The 17,940-nt window shown below is 64.0% G+C and carries 17 protein-coding genes; 7 read left to right on the plus strand and 10 right to left on the minus strand.

Annotation, left to right across the window (positions count from 1 at the left end; genetic code table 11):
- Nucleotides 1-124 precede the first annotated feature (124 nt).
- Entirely contained in the window at nt 125-1,165 is a 1,041-nt protein-coding gene (locus AABE10_RS15305; protein ID WP_342934119.1) for a zinc-dependent alcohol dehydrogenase family protein, read from the plus strand.
- Nucleotides 1,166-1,365: 200 nt separating this feature from the next.
- Here AABE10_RS15305 and AABE10_RS15310 read toward each other — a convergent pair whose 3' ends face one another.
- Nucleotides 1,366-2,091 (minus strand): SDR family oxidoreductase, encoded by a 726-nt coding sequence (locus AABE10_RS15310; protein ID WP_342934120.1) that lies wholly within the window; start codon nt 2,089-2,091, stop codon nt 1,366-1,368.
- Between the two features lie 114 nt (nt 2,092-2,205).
- On the opposite strand from AABE10_RS15310, the gene AABE10_RS15315 reads away from it, so the two are divergent.
- Together AABE10_RS15315 and AABE10_RS15320 are read left to right on the plus strand one after the other, a co-directional pair.
- Nucleotides 2,206-3,138 carry a LysR family transcriptional regulator gene (locus AABE10_RS15315; RefSeq protein ID WP_342934121.1) on the plus strand — a complete coding sequence of 311 codons (933 nt, stop codon included), beginning with the start codon at nt 2,206-2,208 and terminating at the stop codon, nt 3,136-3,138.
- A 96-nt stretch (nt 3,139-3,234) separates the two neighbouring features.
- The gene (locus AABE10_RS15320; RefSeq protein WP_342934122.1) at nt 3,235-3,372 is read left to right on the plus strand and encodes a hypothetical protein; all 138 of its coding nucleotides are present in this window, start codon (nt 3,235-3,237) and stop codon (nt 3,370-3,372) included.
- 179 nt (nt 3,373-3,551) lie between these two features.
- Here the strand turns inward: AABE10_RS15320 and metE are convergent, their stop codons facing one another.
- Entirely contained in the window at nt 3,552-5,843 is a 2,292-nt protein-coding gene (metE, locus tag AABE10_RS15325; protein ID WP_342934123.1) for a 5-methyltetrahydropteroyltriglutamate--homocysteine S-methyltransferase, read from the minus strand.
- A 119-nt stretch (nt 5,844-5,962) separates the two neighbouring features.
- Here metE and AABE10_RS15330 point away from each other — a divergent pair, with 119 nt between their 5' ends.
- A complete protein-coding gene (locus AABE10_RS15330) occupies nt 5,963-6,871 on the plus strand; it encodes a LysR family transcriptional regulator (protein WP_342934124.1) in 909 nt (302 codons plus the stop codon).
- 797 nt (nt 6,872-7,668) lie between these two features.
- On the opposite strand, the gene AABE10_RS15335 is transcribed toward AABE10_RS15330, so the two are convergent.
- From AABE10_RS15335 to AABE10_RS15345, 3 genes are all read right to left on the minus strand, one after another.
- Complete coding sequence (locus AABE10_RS15335) at nt 7,669-8,613, minus strand: hypothetical protein (RefSeq protein ID WP_342934125.1); 945 nt, start codon at nt 8,611-8,613, stop codon at nt 7,669-7,671.
- Nucleotides 8,614-10,013: 1,400 nt separating this feature from the next.
- Nucleotides 10,014-10,244: a hypothetical protein gene (locus tag AABE10_RS15340; protein WP_342934126.1), complete on the minus strand. Its 231-nt coding sequence runs from the start codon at nt 10,242-10,244 to the stop codon at nt 10,014-10,016.
- A gap of 23 nt (nt 10,245-10,267) precedes the next feature.
- Complete coding sequence (locus AABE10_RS15345; RefSeq protein WP_342934127.1) at nt 10,268-10,930, minus strand: SagB/ThcOx family dehydrogenase; 663 nt, start codon at nt 10,928-10,930, stop codon at nt 10,268-10,270.
- A 3-nt stretch (nt 10,931-10,933) separates the two neighbouring features.
- Between AABE10_RS15345 and AABE10_RS15350 the strand changes: the two genes are divergently transcribed.
- Together AABE10_RS15350 and AABE10_RS15355 are read left to right on the plus strand one after the other, a co-directional pair.
- The gene (locus AABE10_RS15350; RefSeq protein ID WP_342934128.1) at nt 10,934-11,101 is read left to right on the plus strand and encodes a hypothetical protein; all 168 of its coding nucleotides are present in this window, start codon (nt 10,934-10,936) and stop codon (nt 11,099-11,101) included.
- 70 nt (nt 11,102-11,171) lie between these two features.
- Entirely contained in the window at nt 11,172-11,456 is a 285-nt protein-coding gene (locus AABE10_RS15355) for a DUF1488 domain-containing protein (RefSeq protein WP_342934426.1), read from the plus strand.
- Between the two features lie 49 nt (nt 11,457-11,505).
- On the opposite strand, the gene AABE10_RS15360 is transcribed toward AABE10_RS15355, so the two are convergent.
- The 4 genes from AABE10_RS15360 to AABE10_RS15375 form a co-directional block, all read right to left on the minus strand.
- Complete coding sequence (locus tag AABE10_RS15360) at nt 11,506-13,209, minus strand: AAA family ATPase (protein WP_428983321.1); 1,704 nt, start codon at nt 13,207-13,209, stop codon at nt 11,506-11,508.
- Nucleotides 13,206-14,537: a polyhydroxyalkanoate depolymerase gene (gene phaZ, locus AABE10_RS15365; RefSeq protein ID WP_342934130.1), complete on the minus strand. Its 1,332-nt coding sequence runs from the start codon at nt 14,535-14,537 to the stop codon at nt 13,206-13,208. Before phaZ ends, AABE10_RS15360 begins: the two co-directional genes overlap by 4 nt.
- A gap of 164 nt (nt 14,538-14,701) precedes the next feature.
- Nucleotides 14,702-15,664: a polysaccharide deacetylase family protein gene (locus AABE10_RS15370; RefSeq protein WP_342934131.1), complete on the minus strand. Its 963-nt coding sequence runs from the start codon at nt 15,662-15,664 to the stop codon at nt 14,702-14,704.
- A gap of 359 nt (nt 15,665-16,023) precedes the next feature.
- The gene (locus AABE10_RS15375) at nt 16,024-16,620 is read right to left on the minus strand and encodes a rhomboid family intramembrane serine protease (protein WP_342934132.1); all 597 of its coding nucleotides are present in this window, start codon (nt 16,618-16,620) and stop codon (nt 16,024-16,026) included.
- 202 nt (nt 16,621-16,822) lie between these two features.
- Between AABE10_RS15375 and AABE10_RS15380 the strand changes: the two genes are divergently transcribed.
- A complete protein-coding gene (locus AABE10_RS15380) occupies nt 16,823-17,512 on the plus strand; it encodes a CBS domain-containing protein (RefSeq protein ID WP_342934133.1) in 690 nt (229 codons plus the stop codon).
- Nucleotides 17,513-17,662: 150 nt separating this feature from the next.
- On the opposite strand, the gene AABE10_RS15385 is transcribed toward AABE10_RS15380, so the two are convergent.
- Complete coding sequence (locus tag AABE10_RS15385) at nt 17,663-17,872, minus strand: ChaB family protein (RefSeq protein WP_342934134.1); 210 nt, start codon at nt 17,870-17,872, stop codon at nt 17,663-17,665.
- Nucleotides 17,873-17,940 lie beyond the last annotated feature (68 nt).

Consider the following 17,940-nt stretch of genomic DNA (forward strand, 5'->3'; position numbering starts at 1 on the left):
TGACGGCGTCGCGTGAGCGGCGCCCTGGTTTTTCGAAGTCAATCTCGAAGTCGAGCCTGTCCGGCCGCGCACGTCTGGACTGGACAGTGTGCAACCGTTGCATGGGTCACAGGAGAAATGCGACATGAAAGCACTCGTTTATCACGGTCCCGGCGAGAAGTCGCTCGACGAGCGTCCGATGCCCGAACTGTCGGCGCCCACCGACGCAATCGTAGAAGTCACGCGTACCACCATCTGCGGCACGGACCTTCACATCCTGAAGGGCGACGTGCCGACCTGCGAGCCGGGCCGCATTCTCGGGCATGAAGGCGTGGGCATCGTTCATAGCGTGGGCAACGCGGTGAGCGCGCTGTCGGTCGGCGATCACGTGCTGATCTCGTGCATCTCGTCGTGCGGACAATGCGAGTATTGCCGGCGCGGCATGTACTCGCATTGCGCGACGGGCGGCTGGATTCTCGGCAACCGGATCGACGGGACGCAGGCCGGGTACGTGCGCATCCCGCATGCGCAGACCAGTCTTTACCGCATTCCGCCGGGCCTCGACGAAGAGGCGCTCGTGGTGCTGTCCGACATCCTGCCGACGGGCTTCGAATGCGGCGTGCTCAACGGCAAGGTTCAGCCGGGCAGCACGGTCGCCATCGTCGGAGCGGGGCCGATCGGACTCGCGTCGCTGCTCACCGCGCAGTTCTACTCGCCCGCGCAGATCATCATGGTCGACCCGGACGCGAACCGGCTGGAAGTCGCGCGGCGTTTCGGTGCGACCGCTTGCGTCGACAATTCGCACGCGGATGCCGTCGCGGAAGTGCTGAAGCTGACGGATTCCGTGGGCGTCGATTGCGTGATCGAAGCAGTCGGCATTCCCGCGACGTTCGAACTGTGCCAGGGGTTGGTCGCGCCGGGTGGCACGATTGCGAATGTCGGCGTGCACGGGGTCAAGTGCGATCTGCATCTGGAGAAGCTTTGGGATCGCAACATCGCGATCACGACACGTCTCGTCGATACCGTCAGCACGCCGATGTTGCTGAAGACGGTCAAAGCGGGACGCCTCGATCCCGCGCAACTGATCACACATCGCTTCAAGCTCGCCGATATTCTTGTTGCGTACGAGACGTTTGCGCACGCCGCCAACACGCATGCGCTCAAGGTGCTGATCGAGGCATCGTAGAACGCGCTGGCCGAACCGGCGCTCGCGATCGACGATACTCGCAAGCGCCGGGCATCGGGCGCCGCTGGTCGTGTGGCCATTGGCGACGCCTCGATGCCCTTCGTTTTTTTTAGCGCTTGGTCCAGCCGTTCGATCCATCGGCACCACGATACGTCCATCGACGGTTCCCTCGCGCAGCGCGCCAAACGCCGCATACACAGTCAAAGCAGCCGCAAGCCTCCGTCGCATTCGATGACGGCACCCGTCATGAAGGTGTTTTCCATCAGAAACCGGAGTGCGTGCGCGATGTCTTCCGCCCGCCCGACGCGTCTGACTGGCAGCGTTTGAGCCTGCTTGTCGAACAGCTCGGTCTTGACGCCCACGGGTAATTTGTCCCACCACGCGGTATCGATCACGCCCGGCGAAACGGCGTTGACGCGCAGCGGCGCGAGTTCACGTGCGAGCGTGCCGATCATGCTTTCGAGCGCGCCGTTGATCGCGCCCAGGCCAGCAGTGCCTGGATTGGCAATGCGCGCGGAAATGGCGGTCACGAATGTCAGGCTGCCGTCGCGGCGAAGGGCCCGCAGGCCGGCCTGCGCCGCTTCGAGTTGCGGCCAGAACTTGGCCTCGAAGCCGCGACGCAGCGCTGTCAGATCCAGTTCGCCAAACTGGCCGCCGCCTTCGCCTCCGGAGAGCGTCAGCACCAGATGGTCGATAGTGCCCACGCGCGCGAAGAAACCGTCGAGCGCGGCGCGGTCGTTGCAGTAAAGCGCTTCGCCGACGACATGTCCACGTCCTTCGAGGCCGTCGAGCGCCTTGTCGAGTTTTTCCTGATTGCGGCCGACGGCGACAACGCTCGCGCCGGCAGCGGCCAGCCACGACACCGTTGCTAATCCGATGCCCGAAGAACCGCCCAGCACCACGGCTTTCTGATCTTGCCAGTCCATATCGCTGCTCCTGTGGATGAAAGGGAGAGCGGCCCGCCATCACATCGCGTGTTGCGGTGCTCCCGTGGCTATAGAATGCGTGTCACGCACATATCATTCAAATCGTTCATCACGATGACGGACATCATTGAAAATGATTTCAGGCGTTTCGACCTGAACTTGCTGCTGACCTTTCGCGCGCTGTTTGAGGAGCGCAGCGTCACGCGAGCGGCCCAGCGGCGCTTTCTCGGCCAGCCTGCAGTGAGCGGGGCGCTCAAACGGTTGCGTGAGGCATTCGGAGATGAACTGTTCGTGCGCACGTCGCGCGGCATCGCGCCTACTCCGCGTGCGCTTGAACTGGCGCGGCAGATCGAGCCATTTCTTCAATCGCTGCACCTGGCGCTGACCCAGCCGCCCGTGTTCGAGCCGGCAACCGCGCGACGCGTGTTTCGCATCGGCTTGAGCGATTCGCTGGAAGTTTTGATGATGCCGGAAATCATCGATCGCCTACGCACCACTGCTCCCAATGTGAAGCTGATCGCGCGCCCCACTGATTCGACGCGCGCGGCGGCGATGCTCGACGAGGGGGAGATAGAACTCGCGGTCGGCGTATTTCCCGAATGCGTGCAGTGGCAGCGCCGCAGGCCGCTATTTCAGTGGAGCTTTGTGAGCGTCTTTAACCCGCGCCTCGTCAAGGCACGCCGAAAACGTTTGTCGATGGAGGAGTTTTTGCGGCATCGGCATGTGCTGACGTCGTTCAGTGCCGGCCTGCATGGTTTCGTCGACGAGCGGCTGGAGTTGGAGGGACTCAAGCGCAACGTGGTGTTTTCCAGCGCGAGCTTTGCCACGAGTCCGTTCATCGTGCTGCGCACGCCTGCGATCGCTACGGTGCCCGATTTTATCGGCCGCGTCTGGTGCGACACGTTGGGTCTGGCAATGAGTCCGCTGCCATTCGATGTACCGGCCTACGAGGTCTCGTTGATGTGGTCCGCCGCGAGGGACCAGGATCCGGCGCTCGCGTGGCTAGCCGATGTGTTTGCGCGAGCGTTCCGGCGCCATCCGGCCTAAGCAACGCGAGGCAGACCGGATTGACTGGTCCGTGTCGTTGTCGACCTCATTGTCGAAGCGCAGGGCATCGCGCTCGCTCGTCCGTTCGTAGTCTCGATGGACTGCTCAATCGCGTTGAGCGCGTTGCAGGCGAGCTTCGTGAAAGTGGTGGACGACACCGAGCGTATTCGTGCCGATGCACGCCAACGACACGGCTGGATCATGGACACTTATCTGTTGAAAACGGAGAAGTAAAGCAGAGGCGTAGCCTTGGACCGGTTCCACCTATCGCGTGCTTGCGCAACCGCAACCGCAACCGCAACGGCAACCGCAATTGCAATGAAAAATGCCACCCGCAGCTGGCCTTCGATTCGTCACAGATCGCCATGCCCTGCGATTCTGCACCGCGATTGACGCGGCGCGGATCGCAACGATTACACCGACTGGCGCAGGGTTTTCGCGGCCGCCACCATGTTGGTCAGCGCGGGTATCACTTCCGCCCATGCACGCGTCTTCAGACCGCAGTCCGGGTTCACCCACAGACGCTCCGCCGGAATGCGTTCGGCTGCTTGCTTCATCAGCTTCACGATATGTTCCTGACTCGGGATGTTCGGCGAGTGAATGTCGTACACGCCAGGGCCGATTTCATTCGGATACTTGAAGTCGTCGAATGCATCGAGCAGTTCCATGTCGGAGCGCGACGTCTCGATCGTGATGACGTCGGCGTCCATGTCGGCGATCGACGCAATGATGTCGTTGAACTCCGAATAGCACATATGCGTGTGGATCTGCGTTTCGTCGCGCACGCCGTTCGCGCTGATGCGGAACGATTCCACCGCCCATTGCAGATACTCGTTCCACTGCGCGCGGCGCAGCGGCAGTCCTTCGCGCAGCGCGGCTTCATCGATCTGGATCACGCGCACGCCGGCCTTTTCGAGGTCCAGCACTTCTTCGCGGATCGCGAGTGCGAGCTGGTAGCACGACACCGAGCGCGGCTGGTCATCGCGCACGAACGACCAGTTCAGGATCGTGACGGGCCCCGTCAACATGCCCTTAATCGGCTTTGTCGTTAGCGACTGCGCATACTTGATCCATTCGACCGTCATCGCCTTCCGTCGGCTGATGTCGCCGAACAGGATGGGCGGCTTCACGCAACGCGAACCGTACGACTGCACCCAGCCGAACTGGCTGAAAACGTAGCCATCGAGTTGTTCGCCGAAGTATTCGACCATGTCGTTGCGTTCGGCTTCGCCGTGCACCAGCACGTCGAGGCCCAGCGCTTCCTGCTCCTTCACGGCACGCGTGATTTCCTGCTCCATCGCTGCCTTGTAGCCAGCGTGATCGAGCTCGCCCGCCTTGTACTGGCTGCGTGCGTGACGGATTTCGCTGGTCTGCGGGAACGAGCCGATCGTGGTGGTCGGGAACGCGGGCAGGTTGAGAATCGTGGACTGCTTCTCGGCGCGCTGCTCATAAGCGCTCGCACGCTTGCCGAGCGACGCATCGATGCGCGCAATGGCGGCCTTGACCGCGAGGTTGTGCACGCGCGGCGACGTGCGGCGGCTTTCGATGGCCTTCGCGTTGGCAGCTAGCGCGTCGGCAACCGAATCACGTCCGTTGTTCAGCGCACCGGCGAGCACCGTCAGTTCGTCGAGCTTTTGCAGCGCGAATGCGAGCCATGACTTGATCTCGGCGTCGAGCTTCTGTTCGCTGCTCAGGTCGACGGGCGTGTGCAGCAGCGAGCACGACGGCGCGATCCACAGACGATCGCCGAGCGAACGATGCAGCGGCTCGAGCCATTCCAGCGCGGCCGTCAGATCCGTCTTCCAGATATTGCGGCCATTGATCGCTCCGACCGATACGACCGACGTCACGGGCAATTGCGCGACGGCGTTCGCGATTTCGTCGCGGGCGTTGATCGCGTCGATATGCAGACCATCGACGGGCAGCTTGCACGCGAGTTCGAGATTGTCCTGCAACTGGCCGAAGTACGTGGCGAGCAGCAGCTTCACGCGGCGCTCCGACAGCGCTTCGTACGCGGTACGGAATGCCTGGCACCACGTTGCATCGAGTTCCGTGACGAGCGCGGGCTCGTCGATCTGCACCCATTCGATACCCTGCGCCGTAAAGTAATCGAGCAGTGCCGCGTACACGGGCAGCAGGCGCGGCAGCAGCGCGAGCTTGTCGGAATCGTCCTTCGCCTTGCCGAGCCACAGATACGTGACGGGTCCGACGATCACGGGTTTGCCCTTCACGCCGAGCGTGCGCGCTTGAGTGAGCTGTTCGAGCAGGCGCGACGGGTCGAGCGAGAAGTTCGTGTTCGCGTCGAACTCAGGGACGATGTAGTGATAGTTCGTATCGAACCACTTCGTCATTTCACCGGCTGCGATGCCGCCGCAGCATGCGCTGTGATCTTCTGCACCCAGGGCCGAACGGCCGCGCGCCACCCGGAAATAGTTGTCGAGCGCGTCGCCATGAAAGCCGCGCGCGCGTTCCGGCAGATTGCCGAGCGTGAAGCTCATGTCGAGAACCTGGTCGTAGAACGCGAAATCGCCAACGGGTACAAAGTCCAGACCCGCCTGGTCCTTCCAGTGACGCTCGCGAAGCTGTGCGCCGACCGCCTTCAGCTCGTCGCGCGACGACTCGTTTTTCCAGTATTTTTCGAGTGCGAACTTCAGTTCACGTTTTGCGCCGATGCGCGGAAAACCCAGGTTGTGCGTAGTGACCATTTCTCGTTTGCCGTCCAGACGTTCAAAGGAAGTAGCTGGAAGCGATGATAGAATTTTTGTTGCATGAATAAAAATGGATTTATTTCATGCAAGCATTAATTCTGTTCATGGAGTGAGCGATGCTGGAACGCAGTCATCTGATGGTCGTGCGTGAAGTCGAGCGTCAGGGGTCGCTCACCGCTGCCGCTGATACGCTCAATCTCACGCAGTCGGCGCTGAGCCATGCGGTGAAGAAACTGGAGCAGCAACTCGGCACGCCCGTCTGGACGCGCGAAGGCCGTTCGATGCGGCTCACGCAGGCGGGCCAGTATCTGTTCGGTCTCGCGAACCGCATGCTGCCGCAGTTCGAGCTTGCCGAAGACCGCATGAAGCAGTACGCGCAGGGCGAGCGCGGGGCGCTGCGCATCGGCATGGAATGCGCTCCGTGCTATCAGTGGTTGCTCAAGGTGGTCTCGCCGTATCTCGCGCGCTGGCCGGATGTCGATGTCGACGTGAAGCAGCGTTTTCAGTTCGGCGGCATTGGCGCGCTTATCGGCTACGAGATCGACGTGCTCGTGACGCCCGATCCGCTAAAGAAGCCCGAATTGCGCTTCCAGCCGGTGTTCGACTATGAGCAGGTGCTGGTCGTTGCCGATGAGCACGCGCTGGCCGATGGGCCATACGTCACGCCAGAGCAGCTTGCGAAGGAAGTGCTCATCACCTACCCCGTCGAAACCGATCGGCTCGATATCTACACGCAGTTCCTGACGCCAGCGAACGTCGTGCCGAGGCGCCATAAGGTGATCGAGACGACCGACATCATGCTGCAGATGGTCGCAAGCGGCCGGGGCGTGGCGGCGCTGCCACGCTGGCTCGCGGAGGAATACGCGGGCTGGATGCCGCTGACGCCACTGCAACTTGGCAAGAAGGGCATCGCGAAACAGATCTTTCTCGGCACGCGCAAGGCCGATGACGAGATCGAATATCTGTCGGCGTTCGTCAAGACTGCGCGCGAGTCGAAGTTGGCGGAAGCGAAGATACGCGGCTAGTTTTATTGGCTTCTTTCGTCGCTGGCGCGTGCTGGCCGGTCTGTCGCGGCTTCGCCCTGTTCCCGTCGCGATGCATCGCTGAAGCGCGGTGGTGACAGCATGGCAGCTAACCTTCCCGGCGACGTGAACACACGATGCCCCGGCGCAGCGCGACAGGACGTTAGATGACGAGTCGTTTGACATGGAGGAGTGCGGTCCTGCATGCGGCGCGGCCAGCGCAGATGACCTGTCCCGTTGCGGCATGCAGCTGACGCCCGTTCAATATTTCACATCGCCCTTTCAGATGCGCGACGCGAGCATGACGAGCGCGGCGCGATGACGTGCCGCGGCCCACCACGGGCTGCGGCGGCGCGATGAATGGCGTGTGGGTCGTGGTGCTTGAGAGTGGATGCCGAAATGATGCATCGCTGCTTCCGTCTGCAAGAACCGCTGCTGGACGGCGACAGCAAAGCAAACGCATCAAACACATGGTGAAGTCAACGAGGCCTTGCGACATTTTGGAGACCGACGTTTCGCGCGGCCGAGGCTATCGAGCAGCGCGAGTCTGTTTAGGGGCCTCTACCGGTCATTCCGCGTTGGAGGGGCGACGGGCAGTTTCGGGCGTCTGCGGAAGCTCGCGGCTGACGTGCTACGGGTAGTGGAGCAGCCAACTTCGAATTTCCGGGTGCGGCCAGGGCCCGTCATTCCTTTGAGCAAATGGACGCTCATCTGGCCAATGCGCTTTGGCAACTGACGTTCGCTTAACAGTGTTGCCCCGAAACGGGGCGGCCGGCTGCATACGGCCATCGGAGCCTCCGTTAAAGGGATCGACAGATGCAAGGGATCTCACGTTGCATGCGCCACGTAACGGGATTGTCCGCACGGTAGCCTCCATGACCTTCGTCTCTTGCACGAAGGGGCGGCTGAAAACAAAGTGGCCGATTACCTTGACCCGCCTCCGCCGTGACCGCCCCCGCCGTTCCCGCCTCCGCCGTTCCCGCCTGCGCCGTGACCGCCTGCACCCGCGCCCGCGCCCGCGCCGCCCGGACCCGCACCCGCGCCGCCCGGACCCGCGCCCGCACCCGCACCGCCCGGACCCGCACCCGCACCGCCCGGACCCGCACCCGCACCGCCTGCACCCGCACCGCCTGCACCCGCGCCGCCCGCACCGGCACCGCCAGCGCCTGTACCGCCAGCGCCCGCGCCCGCGCTACCTGCGCCGTGACCGCCTGCGCCTGCACCGCCTGCGCCTGCACCGCCTGCGCCTGTACCGCCCGCGCCTGTACCGCCCGCGCCTGTACCGCCCGCGCCCGCGCTACCTGCGCCGTGACCGCCTGCGCCTGCGCCGCCTGCACCCGCGCCGCCTGCGCCTGCACCACCTGCGCCCGCGCCACCTGCGCCCGCGCCACCCGCGCCTGCACCGCCCGCGCCTGCACCGCCCGCGCCTGCACCGCCCGCGCCTGCACCGCCCGCACCCGCACCACCTGCACCCGCACCACCTGCACCCGCACCACCTGCACCCGCACCACCTGCACCCGCAGCACCACCTGCACCCGCACTACCTCCGCCGTGACCGCCTGCACCCGTACCGCCTGCACCCGTACCGCCTGCACCCGTACCGCCTGCACCCGTACCGCCTGCACCCGTACCACCTGCACCCGTACCGCCTGCACCCGTACCGCCTGCACCCGAACCACCTGCACCCGAACCACCTGCACCCGTACCACCTGCACCCGTACCACCTGCACCCACACCACCTGCACCTACACCACCACCTGCACCTACACCACCACCTGCACCTACACCACCACCTGCACCCGAACCGCGTCCGCCGTGACTGCCTGCAGGTTGTCCTTCAGCCAGCTGCTGTGAAGCAGAATCCGGAGAACGTGCATCGCGGTGATCGAACGAAGCGGAAGCCTCGGGCAGGGCGCGTTCAGCGCTGCCAGTTGCAGTTCCCCCGGTCGGGGATGACGATGAACCCGCGACACGAGCGGACGACAACGCTTGTTGCGTTGGCGATGTGGGTCGTGTGATCCCGGGCGCATGCCGCGCGGTTGCCTTCACGTGAGGTGCCGAATGGCGGCGATTCGGTGTGGCTGCATAGCCTGGTTGAGAAGACCCTCGTGTCACCGACTGCGGCGCAGCGGCAGCAGAATCCGAAGTTGGTTCAGCGCGTTGATCGGACGGATCGGAAGACACAGGCGGGGTGGGCTCGGCATTGGCAACCGCCGTTCCGCGCGCGGGAGGCGACGGTGGTGGCGGGACATGACCGGACCAGGACGTGTGTTGCGCCGGCGACGTAGGTCCGTCGATCCCGAGCGCCTGCTCATAGTCGAACCGATCGCCATAAGCGACGACACCTATGATCCCGACAGCCAATGCGCTCGCCGACGCGACCCAAAGCGCAAGGCGTCTGCGCCGCGCAGGCGACGCGGCCTTGGTATCTGGATCCGGGCTATCTGCACCCGAAGGCGCAAGTCCGGCCCGTCTGAACATGACAATCCGCTTCGGATTGTTTCGTCTGATCCTTCCATTTACTACGTTCATGTGCCGTCCCCTTGCGGAGTGCTCATCGAAATGAGCCGCGGGACCCCGAGCCAGCGTGCGAAGCCGCCGGAACCATCTTGCAAGTGACGCACCGGCCGGCGTGCAGTTTCGTTGAACGTTCTGCGCGTTTTGCCCCTGGTGCCCCCACCGCAATGAGTGATGTACCAGGTTTCTAGCGTAAGCCTTTGAGCTATGAAAACGCTCGCCATCTTGTGGCCGATCTGGACGGGTGGCGGGAGCCGCGGTCCAGCGTGCCTGTCCGCGATGAATCCACGGTTGATGACGGCCAGGCCGATGGCAAACAAACCGAGCACCAGAACCGGTCCTGGTCGAGAAAAGGTGGCGAACGTTCGGAGGGAGAGGGAGCATTCCCCGTGCCTGCAAGCTGAACCCGATTGCATGTGTAATCGTGGGCACAGCATGGACATGCACGATCCAACAGGACCCGCGCCAAGCGAGGCGCGGATCGAACTGGAAAAAGATGGAAGTGAATGGTCTGTTTATGAAGCTGCTCAATTTTGACGCGGAAACAAGGCAAATCCGGGGATGGCTTGCAAGTAAAGGAGCGCTCGCGAATCGTTGTTCAGGCGGCGCACGCCTTCGCACGCGATCATCAGTTGCGGGATGGCCTCGGTGAGTTGACGTTGCACGATGTAGAAGTGTTCGAACGATGCGCGCGCGTGTCCACGATGTCGGGCGACCCGTGCAGCGCCGCGGCGGCCTCCCGCGCATCGTCGACCTGAGCGAGCACCAGCGAATCCGCCGACAGATACTTTCGCGCGAGCGTCGATGCATCGGCGGCGAGATCGAGGCGTTGGCCGTACTGATCGAGCAACGCATCCACAGCCGCATCGGTCCCGCGAGAGCCTACGGCCTGTCGACGCCGGAAAAGTGACCGATGGTCTGCGCAAGTAGCGCAGCCGACCCGACGGGCAGCTTTAGATTCAGGGCGAGCGCCGTCCGGTTCATCCATCCTCGCGCGGCCGCCGCGAGTCCCGCCGATGCGCAAAAAAGATAGACGTTCTGCAGAATCGCGCCAGCGCTCGCATAGGCGAACGCTTCGCGCTGCGTTTGCGGAATGTCCTGCATGCGCGTGAGATCGGCGACATACACGAGGTTCACGGGCGCATGACCGTGGAAGTCCTGATATCCCGTCACGCTTCGCAGATCCGCCGACGCGACCAGTTCGAGCGCGTGATCGACGGGATCGTAGCGATACGCACCGTTGGCGAGCAGCACGTAGATGTCGATCTCGTAGCCGCCCAGCGCGGAGGGCGCGGTCCGGCCGCCGTCGACGTTGCGGTTGATGCCGTCGGCGGCCCACAGCAGATCGCCGAGCGTGGCGTGGTCGATCGGCGTCTCGGCGAAGCTGCGCGACGTCTGACGCGCCGCCAGTGCATCGAGCAACGGCATGCCGCCGCTGCGATGCGCGACGGGCAAGCCGATGTGGGGTGCAGGCGTCCCTTCGACGGGCCGCGGCGCGGGCGTGTTCAGCAGCGCTGCGCCGATCCGGAAGATAGGCTTGATCATGACGTGGCCATCCGCATCGAGAAACAGGTCGACCTTCATGAACGCGACAAGGTCAAATCGATCGTCCCACGCGTCGAGTCGATGGCGTTGATGCAGGTCAAGCGATGCGCAGTCGCGCCGTGCGTTGTCTGCGTTGACGTGCATCAGGCGCAGCGGGTAGCGGCGGGCTAAGCTTGTTTGAGCGTCTGGCGCGCAGACGGCCTGCGAGTCTTCCAATGCGGCATTTCATTCGCGAGTTGGGATCGGCATCATGCATATTTCGTTTCCTTCCTGTGCCCCTGAATATTGCGCACGTGATCTGGTGCTGGCGTTTCCCGCGCTCGTCGACGATCGGCCTGTCCAGTGCGCGATCACGGCGGAAGCACTCGAAGATCATTGCGGCGCGCGTTCGCTGCGAGAAGACGATCTGATCGGCGCGTTCACGGCGCATCGCGTCGAAATCGAGCGCGCTGCACAGCGGATGTTGAAGGAAGTGGGCGGCAAGCCCGTGCAGCTGCATAGCGGGTATTTCCGCTTCTGCGACTGAATCTGCGAGTGAATCCGCAACTGCGTCTGCAACTGGGTTTGCCATGGGGCTAGCACGCTTGCATTGTCGGTTCGGTGAGCTCGGCGGCGCGCTGCATGAGTTCGATCACAGGCCGCCAGTAAGCGGTTGAGTCGAATGCCGCAAGCGGGACCGCCGTATCGAACGTGAAGGTCAGCGCTTTTTCGTCGTGAGTCAACGGATCGGCGCCTGCAAGTTGCAGCGTGAGCGTCGACACATCGGCGTCGGATGCATTGCGCGGCCCCCTGTTGCGCGCCTCGATGCGTTCGATAAGCACCGATGGGTCCGCGTGAAAATCGAGCATGCAAACCGGAACGCCAAGGCGCTGCGCAAGCGCGACAAACGCGCTGCGATGCATGTGCATGATGAATGTCGCGTCGACGATCACGCTGTATCCCTGCTGAAGCACATCGGATGCAAGCCGGAGCAGATGGTCGTATATCGCATCGCGGGCGATGTGCGTGTAGTGCTCGACGCCGAGCCGGTCATCCGACGCACGCGGCGAAATCAGCCGCTTGCGCTCGACGTCGCTCGACAGATGCACCGCGCCGCTCAGTTCAGCCAACGCTCGGCTCGCGACCGATTTGCCCGAACCCGAATAGCCGTGACAGAGCAATAAAACAGGCCGTGGCCGCCGCATTTCCGCGCAGGCGACCCCGATGTAGCGCTGCGTATCGAGCGCGGCATTGGCGGCTCTGCGGGCAGATGCGTTCCTGCCTTTGAGATGCGCGACCCACGCGCGCACCAGCGCTCGGTACACGACGTACAACGCCATCGGCGCAAGCGCGGAATAGTCACCTGATACGTCGAGCCATCCATTCAGCAGCCGGTTTGCCAGACGCGCTCCGGCACGCGCGCGCAGATCCATGATGAGAAACGCAACGTCGTTTGCGACATCGATCCAGCGCAGCGCATCGTCGAAATCGATGCAGTCGAACATCGCTATCCGACCGCGCCAGCGCACCACGTTGTCGAGGTGCAGATCGCCATGACAGCCGCGCACGAAACCATCGGCGCGGCGTCGCTCGAGAGCGGACGCGTGCATGTCGAGTTGTTGCGCGCACCAGGCGGAGATCTCACGTAGCGCGGGATGGCTGACGTTTGCCAGCAGCGACGCGTTGACGGCTTCGACCTGCGCGCGCAGCAGCGCGGCGCTGCCATATCGGGACGCAGGCACGTTGTGCGGCGCATGCCGATGATAGCCGGCGAGCCGTCGAGCCGCGCCGTCGATATCGCGCGGCATGAGCGCCGAGTGCTTCGCGAGAGTCGAAAAGAGCGTGGCCTCGTCGAAGCGGCGCATCTTCACCGCATGTTCGATTGCGGCGCCGGTTGCACCGAGTCGCAGGCGTCCGCCATTGCGCGCGATGGGCAGCACGTCGAGATAGAGGGCGCGCGCGAGCGGCCTGTTCAGACGCACCTGTGCTTCACAGCAGCGCCGTCGAGTGTCCATCGCCGTGAAGTCCGCGAAGCCGGGAGCGACGGGCTTGATGATCTTGTACGCGAAGCGCCCGGCGAGATACACAACGGAGATATGCGTTTCGATCCTGACGATCCTGCCCGCCGGATGGCAATACGTGCCGGGCCTTCGCATCGCCGCATCGAGTCCGCGCACGCTGCGCCGCGCGGCCCGGACGCGGTTCGCCGCGTGTTGCGCACCGCGATGTGCGGCATCATCACCGCGGCGGCGGAGCCGTTGGCGGGATATAGGCTCCGTGCGCCCTCGACGGCGCGTCATGCCTCTCTCCTGTCAGCACGTCTTGTCTCGCGTCGTCTTCGCAGGATGGCGGACGCGACGTTTTCGACTTCGCGCCAGAAGTCGCACAGGCCGGGATGCACGACGTCGCGCCAGCGCTCGCCCGTAAAGAGATCATAGTGATTGCAGTGCGGAACGGTGATCTTCCCGCCCACCCGCGCGTGCGACGTGTCGCACAGTTCGTGCGCGCAATGGGTTTGCCCTTCGCCCGCGATGTCGTCGTCGGCACCTTCTATCGTGCACAGCGGCGTATCGCGCAGCGCGTCGGTCGTCACGCGTCGTCCCGCGACCGACCACGTCTGGCGCGGCAGCAGATGTTCATGAAACACGACGCGAATGATGTCGAGGAAATAGCATTCCGCCATGTCGAGCACCGCGGCGTACTCGTTCAGCGAACGCAGCGCTTTCAGCGCGCCGGACATGTCGCCTGCGAGCCAGCTCGCCCAGTAGCGGCCCTCCAGGCACAGATGCCGTTCCGGGTGCGCGGCGTTGATGGCCGCCTGCTGGACGAAGCCAGGATACACGCGCCGCCCGGCTCCGCGATACGGCGCGGGCACGGCGTCGATCGCGTTGGTGCGGAACCAGTCGAGCGTGTGCGAACGGGCGAAACGGTCGATGAGCGTCGGATGCAGCCGCGTATCGATCGGCCCGCCCAGCAGCGCGACACTGGCGAATGGAGCGTCCTGCGAGCTTGCGAGCAACGCGGCCGCCGCGAGCGCCGGCACGGTCGCCTGGCAGACGGCCATCACGTGGACGGGCGTTCCGTGCGCGCGAGCGGTGCGCATGAAGCGTCCGAGCGCGAGCACGTAATCGTCGAGCGGCAGAGGGCCGGCTTCGGGCGGCACGTCGCGGGCGTCGGCCCAGTCGGTGATATAGACGTCGCGGTGTTCGAGCAACGTTTCCACCGTTTCCCGCATCATCACCGCGTGATGGCCGGCGAGCGGCGAGCACAGCATGACGGGCCATTTCCCCGGCGGCTCGGGGGCGATGCGCTTGCGCGTGAACTTGCGCAGCGTGCCGACGGGCAGCGTGTCGACGACAGATTCATCGACGCGAATCCGGCAACCGTCGCCCGTGACGGCGCTAGGTACGGTGCTAGTGACGTCGCTAGTGACGGCGTCGATCGCGAACGGCGGCGCCTGTTCGAACGCACAGGCGGACCTGAGCAGCCAGTGCCGGAACGCGCTCGCCGCTTCGCCGGGCACGACCCAGGACGCTGGCGCAGCAAGCGGACACGCGCATTCTTCCGGCAGCCTTTCGGCCATCGCCCGGGTCATGCGTCGTTGTGCATCGATGAGGGCATACCACATGATCGGCTCTGTGCATCCGTCGATAGCGCAGGTGGCGTTGCATAAGGCGAAAGCCTGAGCATACATCGCGTGCAGCATCCGGACGAGCGCGACGCCGCGACTATTGCGCGCGCGCTCGCTTGCCATCGCGTGCCCCTCGCGTATCCAATAAGCGGCGCGTGCCGTCACGAGCGTGCGCGGGGCGCATGGACAATTGGCGTGTCGTGCTCGCCGAGCAGACGGCCGAGGATGCGCGGCGTCACATCGTCGACCATCGGGAAACGGGGCAAAGCCAGCAACGTCGAAGACTTTTCGACGCGACGCGCGCTCAGCGTGAATCCCGCGACGTAGCCGAGCTTGTTCGCAATGTGCATGACGTCGACATCGCACACGCCGAAGGGCCAGGCGAGCATGTCGGCGCGCGCGCCGAGTTCGGCTTCGATCTGTTCGCGCGAATCTTGCAGCCGCGCCGTTGCGAAACGCTCGAACGAAGCGGCCGATTGGCGGCTGCGCTCGATAGCGAAGTTCGGATGCCAGCCGGTGTGCGACTGCACATCGAACAGAGTCGTCGCGCGCATCGCGCGCAATTGCTTCCACGTCAGCGCACACGACGCCTTCGAGATCGCAGACGGATAGACGAAGAGCGTGATGGGCAACTGCTCGCGCTGTGCGATCGGCAACAGGCGTTCATAGACCGATTGCTGCGCGTCGTCGACAGTCAGCGCAACGGCTTTCGGCGGCAGCGGCGCGCGCGGTTCGCGCAGCCACGCGACGATGTCGCGCAGCGGCACGATCGCATAGCCGCGCTCTCGCAGGAAGCGCAGATGCTCGTGGAAAGTGGCGACGTGAACGGCCGTCGAATCGTCGTCGGCGTCGGAGAAGCGATGGTAGACAAGGATCGCGACAAGCGAGACGGCATCGTGCGAACCCGGCGCCGCGAAGGGCATCGGAGCGGCGAGCAGCGTCGCGAGCGCCAGCAGGCATGTGTACAGCAAGAGCCAGGCGACGCCCGGATGCGCTGCCGCGCCGCAAGATAGCGGCCAGCGAGCGGGAAGGGCGGTGGTCGTGCAAGCTGCTGCGAGAGGCCGCTGCGCCGCGATCGGCAACTGCCGTGCATCCGGGTGAAATACGAACTTACTGCGTGACATGGCGGACCTCCGCGTGGTTCGACGGATGGCGCTCAGTTCGCGCAACCGTAGTGGACGCTGTCTGGTCATTTAAGCGTGGGCGCCGGACGTCGACTTGATCTGAGTCAACGGGGCCGGGACGGATGCAACGGACGGGCGAAGCCCCGGTGCAGATCGCAAGTCGTGGCGGCGTGCAGGAGTACACGAAGATCGCGACGCACGTGCAGGCCACGCATTTCCCGCTTCCCGCTCTGCAAGAGAACCATCGCGAAACAAACGAAGCCGGGCGCGACAACGAATCCTGTTCGGGCCGAAGCCGCGCGAACTTCAGGTGCGCAATACCGCGCGCGCCTGAACGCGGGCCGTCGAATCGAATCGCTTCAGTCGACGGGACCGCGATCCAGTTTGCCCGACCAGTAGACGATGAGCGCGACCGCGCCCGTCATGCCGCCCAGATGCGCGAAATGCGCGACGCCCGTCGCTTCGCGCGAGACGCCCAGCACCAGTTCGAGCACCGCGTAGCCCGTGGCGAAGAGCCATGCGGGCATCGGAATGGGCGGGAACAGCAGCACGACACGGCGTCTCGGGAACATCATCGCGTAGGCGATGAGCACGCCGAACACACCAGCGGAGGCGCCGATCGTCGGATACGCGTCGCCCGTCATCGACACCGTGGTCAGCGTTTGCACGATGCCTCCGCACGCGACGCTCGTCGCATAAAGCGCGAGCATTCGCCGGCCGCCGAGCACGCGCTCCACCTCGTTGCCGAACATGAACAGGCCCAGCATGTTGAACGCGAGATGCGTCACGCTGGCGTGCAGCGCGCTATACGTCAGCAGCTGCCAGATGTGGAAAGCAGGCGCGCCGCTGCCCGCCGCTTGCAGCGGCCATAGCGCGAAGACGTCGATCAGCGAGTTCGGATCGAGCGCCTCCACGGCGAACGCGAGCACGTTGAGTGCGATCAGCAGAAGAGTCATGAATGGCGGCGACTGTGCGAGCGAGGAGCGCGAACCTGTTTTGGCTATGTAGTCAGGTTACTGCCCGCAAGTCACCGGCAGTTGATCTGCGTCAGCCCTGCAGGGGCGCTGCGGACGGAAGCTTGAATCAGATGATCGGCCGTCCCTGCGTTCATGCAGCCGGGACGTCACATTCAGTTGCGTCTGTTTTCAGGAGAAAACCATGCGAGCCATCGATGTGATGACACCCTCCGTGATTTGCGCACAACCTGACATGACCGTTCAGGAAGCCGCAAAACGTCTGGTGGAGAACAGGATAAGCGGCATGCCCGTCGTCGACGAAAGCGGCGCGCTTGTCGGCATCGTCAGCGAGGGCGATCTGTTGCGGCGCGTCGAAACATCGACGCAGACGAGAAACCCCTGGTGGCTCGAATTCCTTTCGTCCACGCGCGAACTGGCGACGACCTTCGTGAAAGAGCACGGACGCCTCGTGGGCGACGTGATGACGCCCGAGGTGATGACTGTCGACGAGCAGACATCGCTGACCGATATCGCCGACATGATGGAAAGGCGCGGCATCAAGCGCGTGCCGGTTCTGCGCGACGGCAAGCTGGTCGGCATCGTGAGCCGCTCGAATCTGATCCGCGCGCTCGCAAGCGCGCCGCCGCTGGTGCAAGACGATGCGCCCGTCGGCGACAGGGAAATTGCCGAAGCGATCGTCGCCGCTTTGCACGGCAAGCGGTGGGCGTTGCCGAAGGAGAATGTGATCGTCGTGGATGGCGTCGCGCATCTGTGGGGAATGATCCAGTCCGACGAAGAAGAGAAAGCGCTGTGCATCGCCGCGAGAGAAGTGAAAGGCGTGAAGCACGTGCAGGCGCATCTGGCCTTTCCCACTGCCATGCCGCTGATGTGAGCGCTGATGTGAACGCTGACGTAGGCGTTTATTCGAGCGCAGGCCGGCGATGAGACATCGAAATGAATCGCCCGTCGCCGCGCAAGCCCGCCTATCAGGCAACGCGGTTTCTGGCGACGAGAAGCACGCCGTGTTTGCCCAACGACACGGCTAGGATTTGCGGACCCACGAGTCGCCTTCCTTGTCGTAGGACCGTTTGACGGCCGCCCACGCGATCCGGTGAGCCGCCTCCTCGCGACGCGAATCGTTGGCATGCGCTTCGAACGCGTGATTGAACGCAGCGCGATAGATATCCTGGGCGTGAGCGGGCAGGTGATCCCGGACGGACGCCGGAAGATCTTCGTTTGTCTGATAGGGCATCGCATCTCCCGTTGGACAGGTCGTGAACCGATCGTGATCATGTAGCATGCCTCGACAGAAACCATGAT

The organism is Paraburkholderia diazotrophica (assembly GCF_038900755.1).
In the GTDB taxonomy this organism is placed as follows: domain Bacteria; phylum Pseudomonadota; class Gammaproteobacteria; order Burkholderiales; family Burkholderiaceae; genus Paraburkholderia; species Paraburkholderia diazotrophica_A.

Bases quoted from the DNA above. Each gene is read 5' to 3' on its own strand.
- AABE10_RS15305 (WP_342934119.1), top strand. From the start codon at position 125: ATGAAAGCACTCGTTTATCACGGTCCCGGCGAGAAGTCGCTCGACGAG.
- AABE10_RS15310 (WP_342934120.1), bottom strand. From the start codon at position 2,091: ATGGACTGGCAAGATCAGAAAGCCGTGGTGCTGGGCGGTTCTTCGGGC.
- AABE10_RS15315 (WP_342934121.1), top strand. From the start codon at position 2,206: ATGACGGACATCATTGAAAATGATTTCAGGCGTTTCGACCTGAACTTG.
- AABE10_RS15320 (WP_342934122.1), top strand. From the start codon at position 3,235: ATGGACTGCTCAATCGCGTTGAGCGCGTTGCAGGCGAGCTTCGTGAAA.
- metE (WP_342934123.1), bottom strand. From the start codon at position 5,843: ATGGTCACTACGCACAACCTGGGTTTTCCGCGCATCGGCGCAAAACGT.
- AABE10_RS15330 (WP_342934124.1), top strand. From the start codon at position 5,963: ATGCTGGAACGCAGTCATCTGATGGTCGTGCGTGAAGTCGAGCGTCAG.
- AABE10_RS15345 (WP_342934127.1), bottom strand. From the start codon at position 10,930: ATGATCAAGCCTATCTTCCGGATCGGCGCAGCGCTGCTGAACACGCCC.
- AABE10_RS15360 (WP_428983321.1), bottom strand. From the start codon at position 13,209: ATGACGCGCCGTCGAGGGCGCACGGAGCCTATATCCCGCCAACGGCTC.
- phaZ (WP_342934130.1), bottom strand. From the start codon at position 14,537: ATGTGGTATGCCCTCATCGATGCACAACGACGCATGACCCGGGCGATG.
- AABE10_RS15370 (WP_342934131.1), bottom strand. From the start codon at position 15,664: ATGTCACGCAGTAAGTTCGTATTTCACCCGGATGCACGGCAGTTGCCG.
- AABE10_RS15375 (WP_342934132.1), bottom strand. From the start codon at position 16,620: ATGACTCTTCTGCTGATCGCACTCAACGTGCTCGCGTTCGCCGTGGAG.
- AABE10_RS15380 (WP_342934133.1), top strand. From the start codon at position 16,823: ATGCGAGCCATCGATGTGATGACACCCTCCGTGATTTGCGCACAACCT.
- AABE10_RS15385 (WP_342934134.1), bottom strand. From the start codon at position 17,872: ATGCCCTATCAGACAAACGAAGATCTTCCGGCGTCCGTCCGGGATCAC.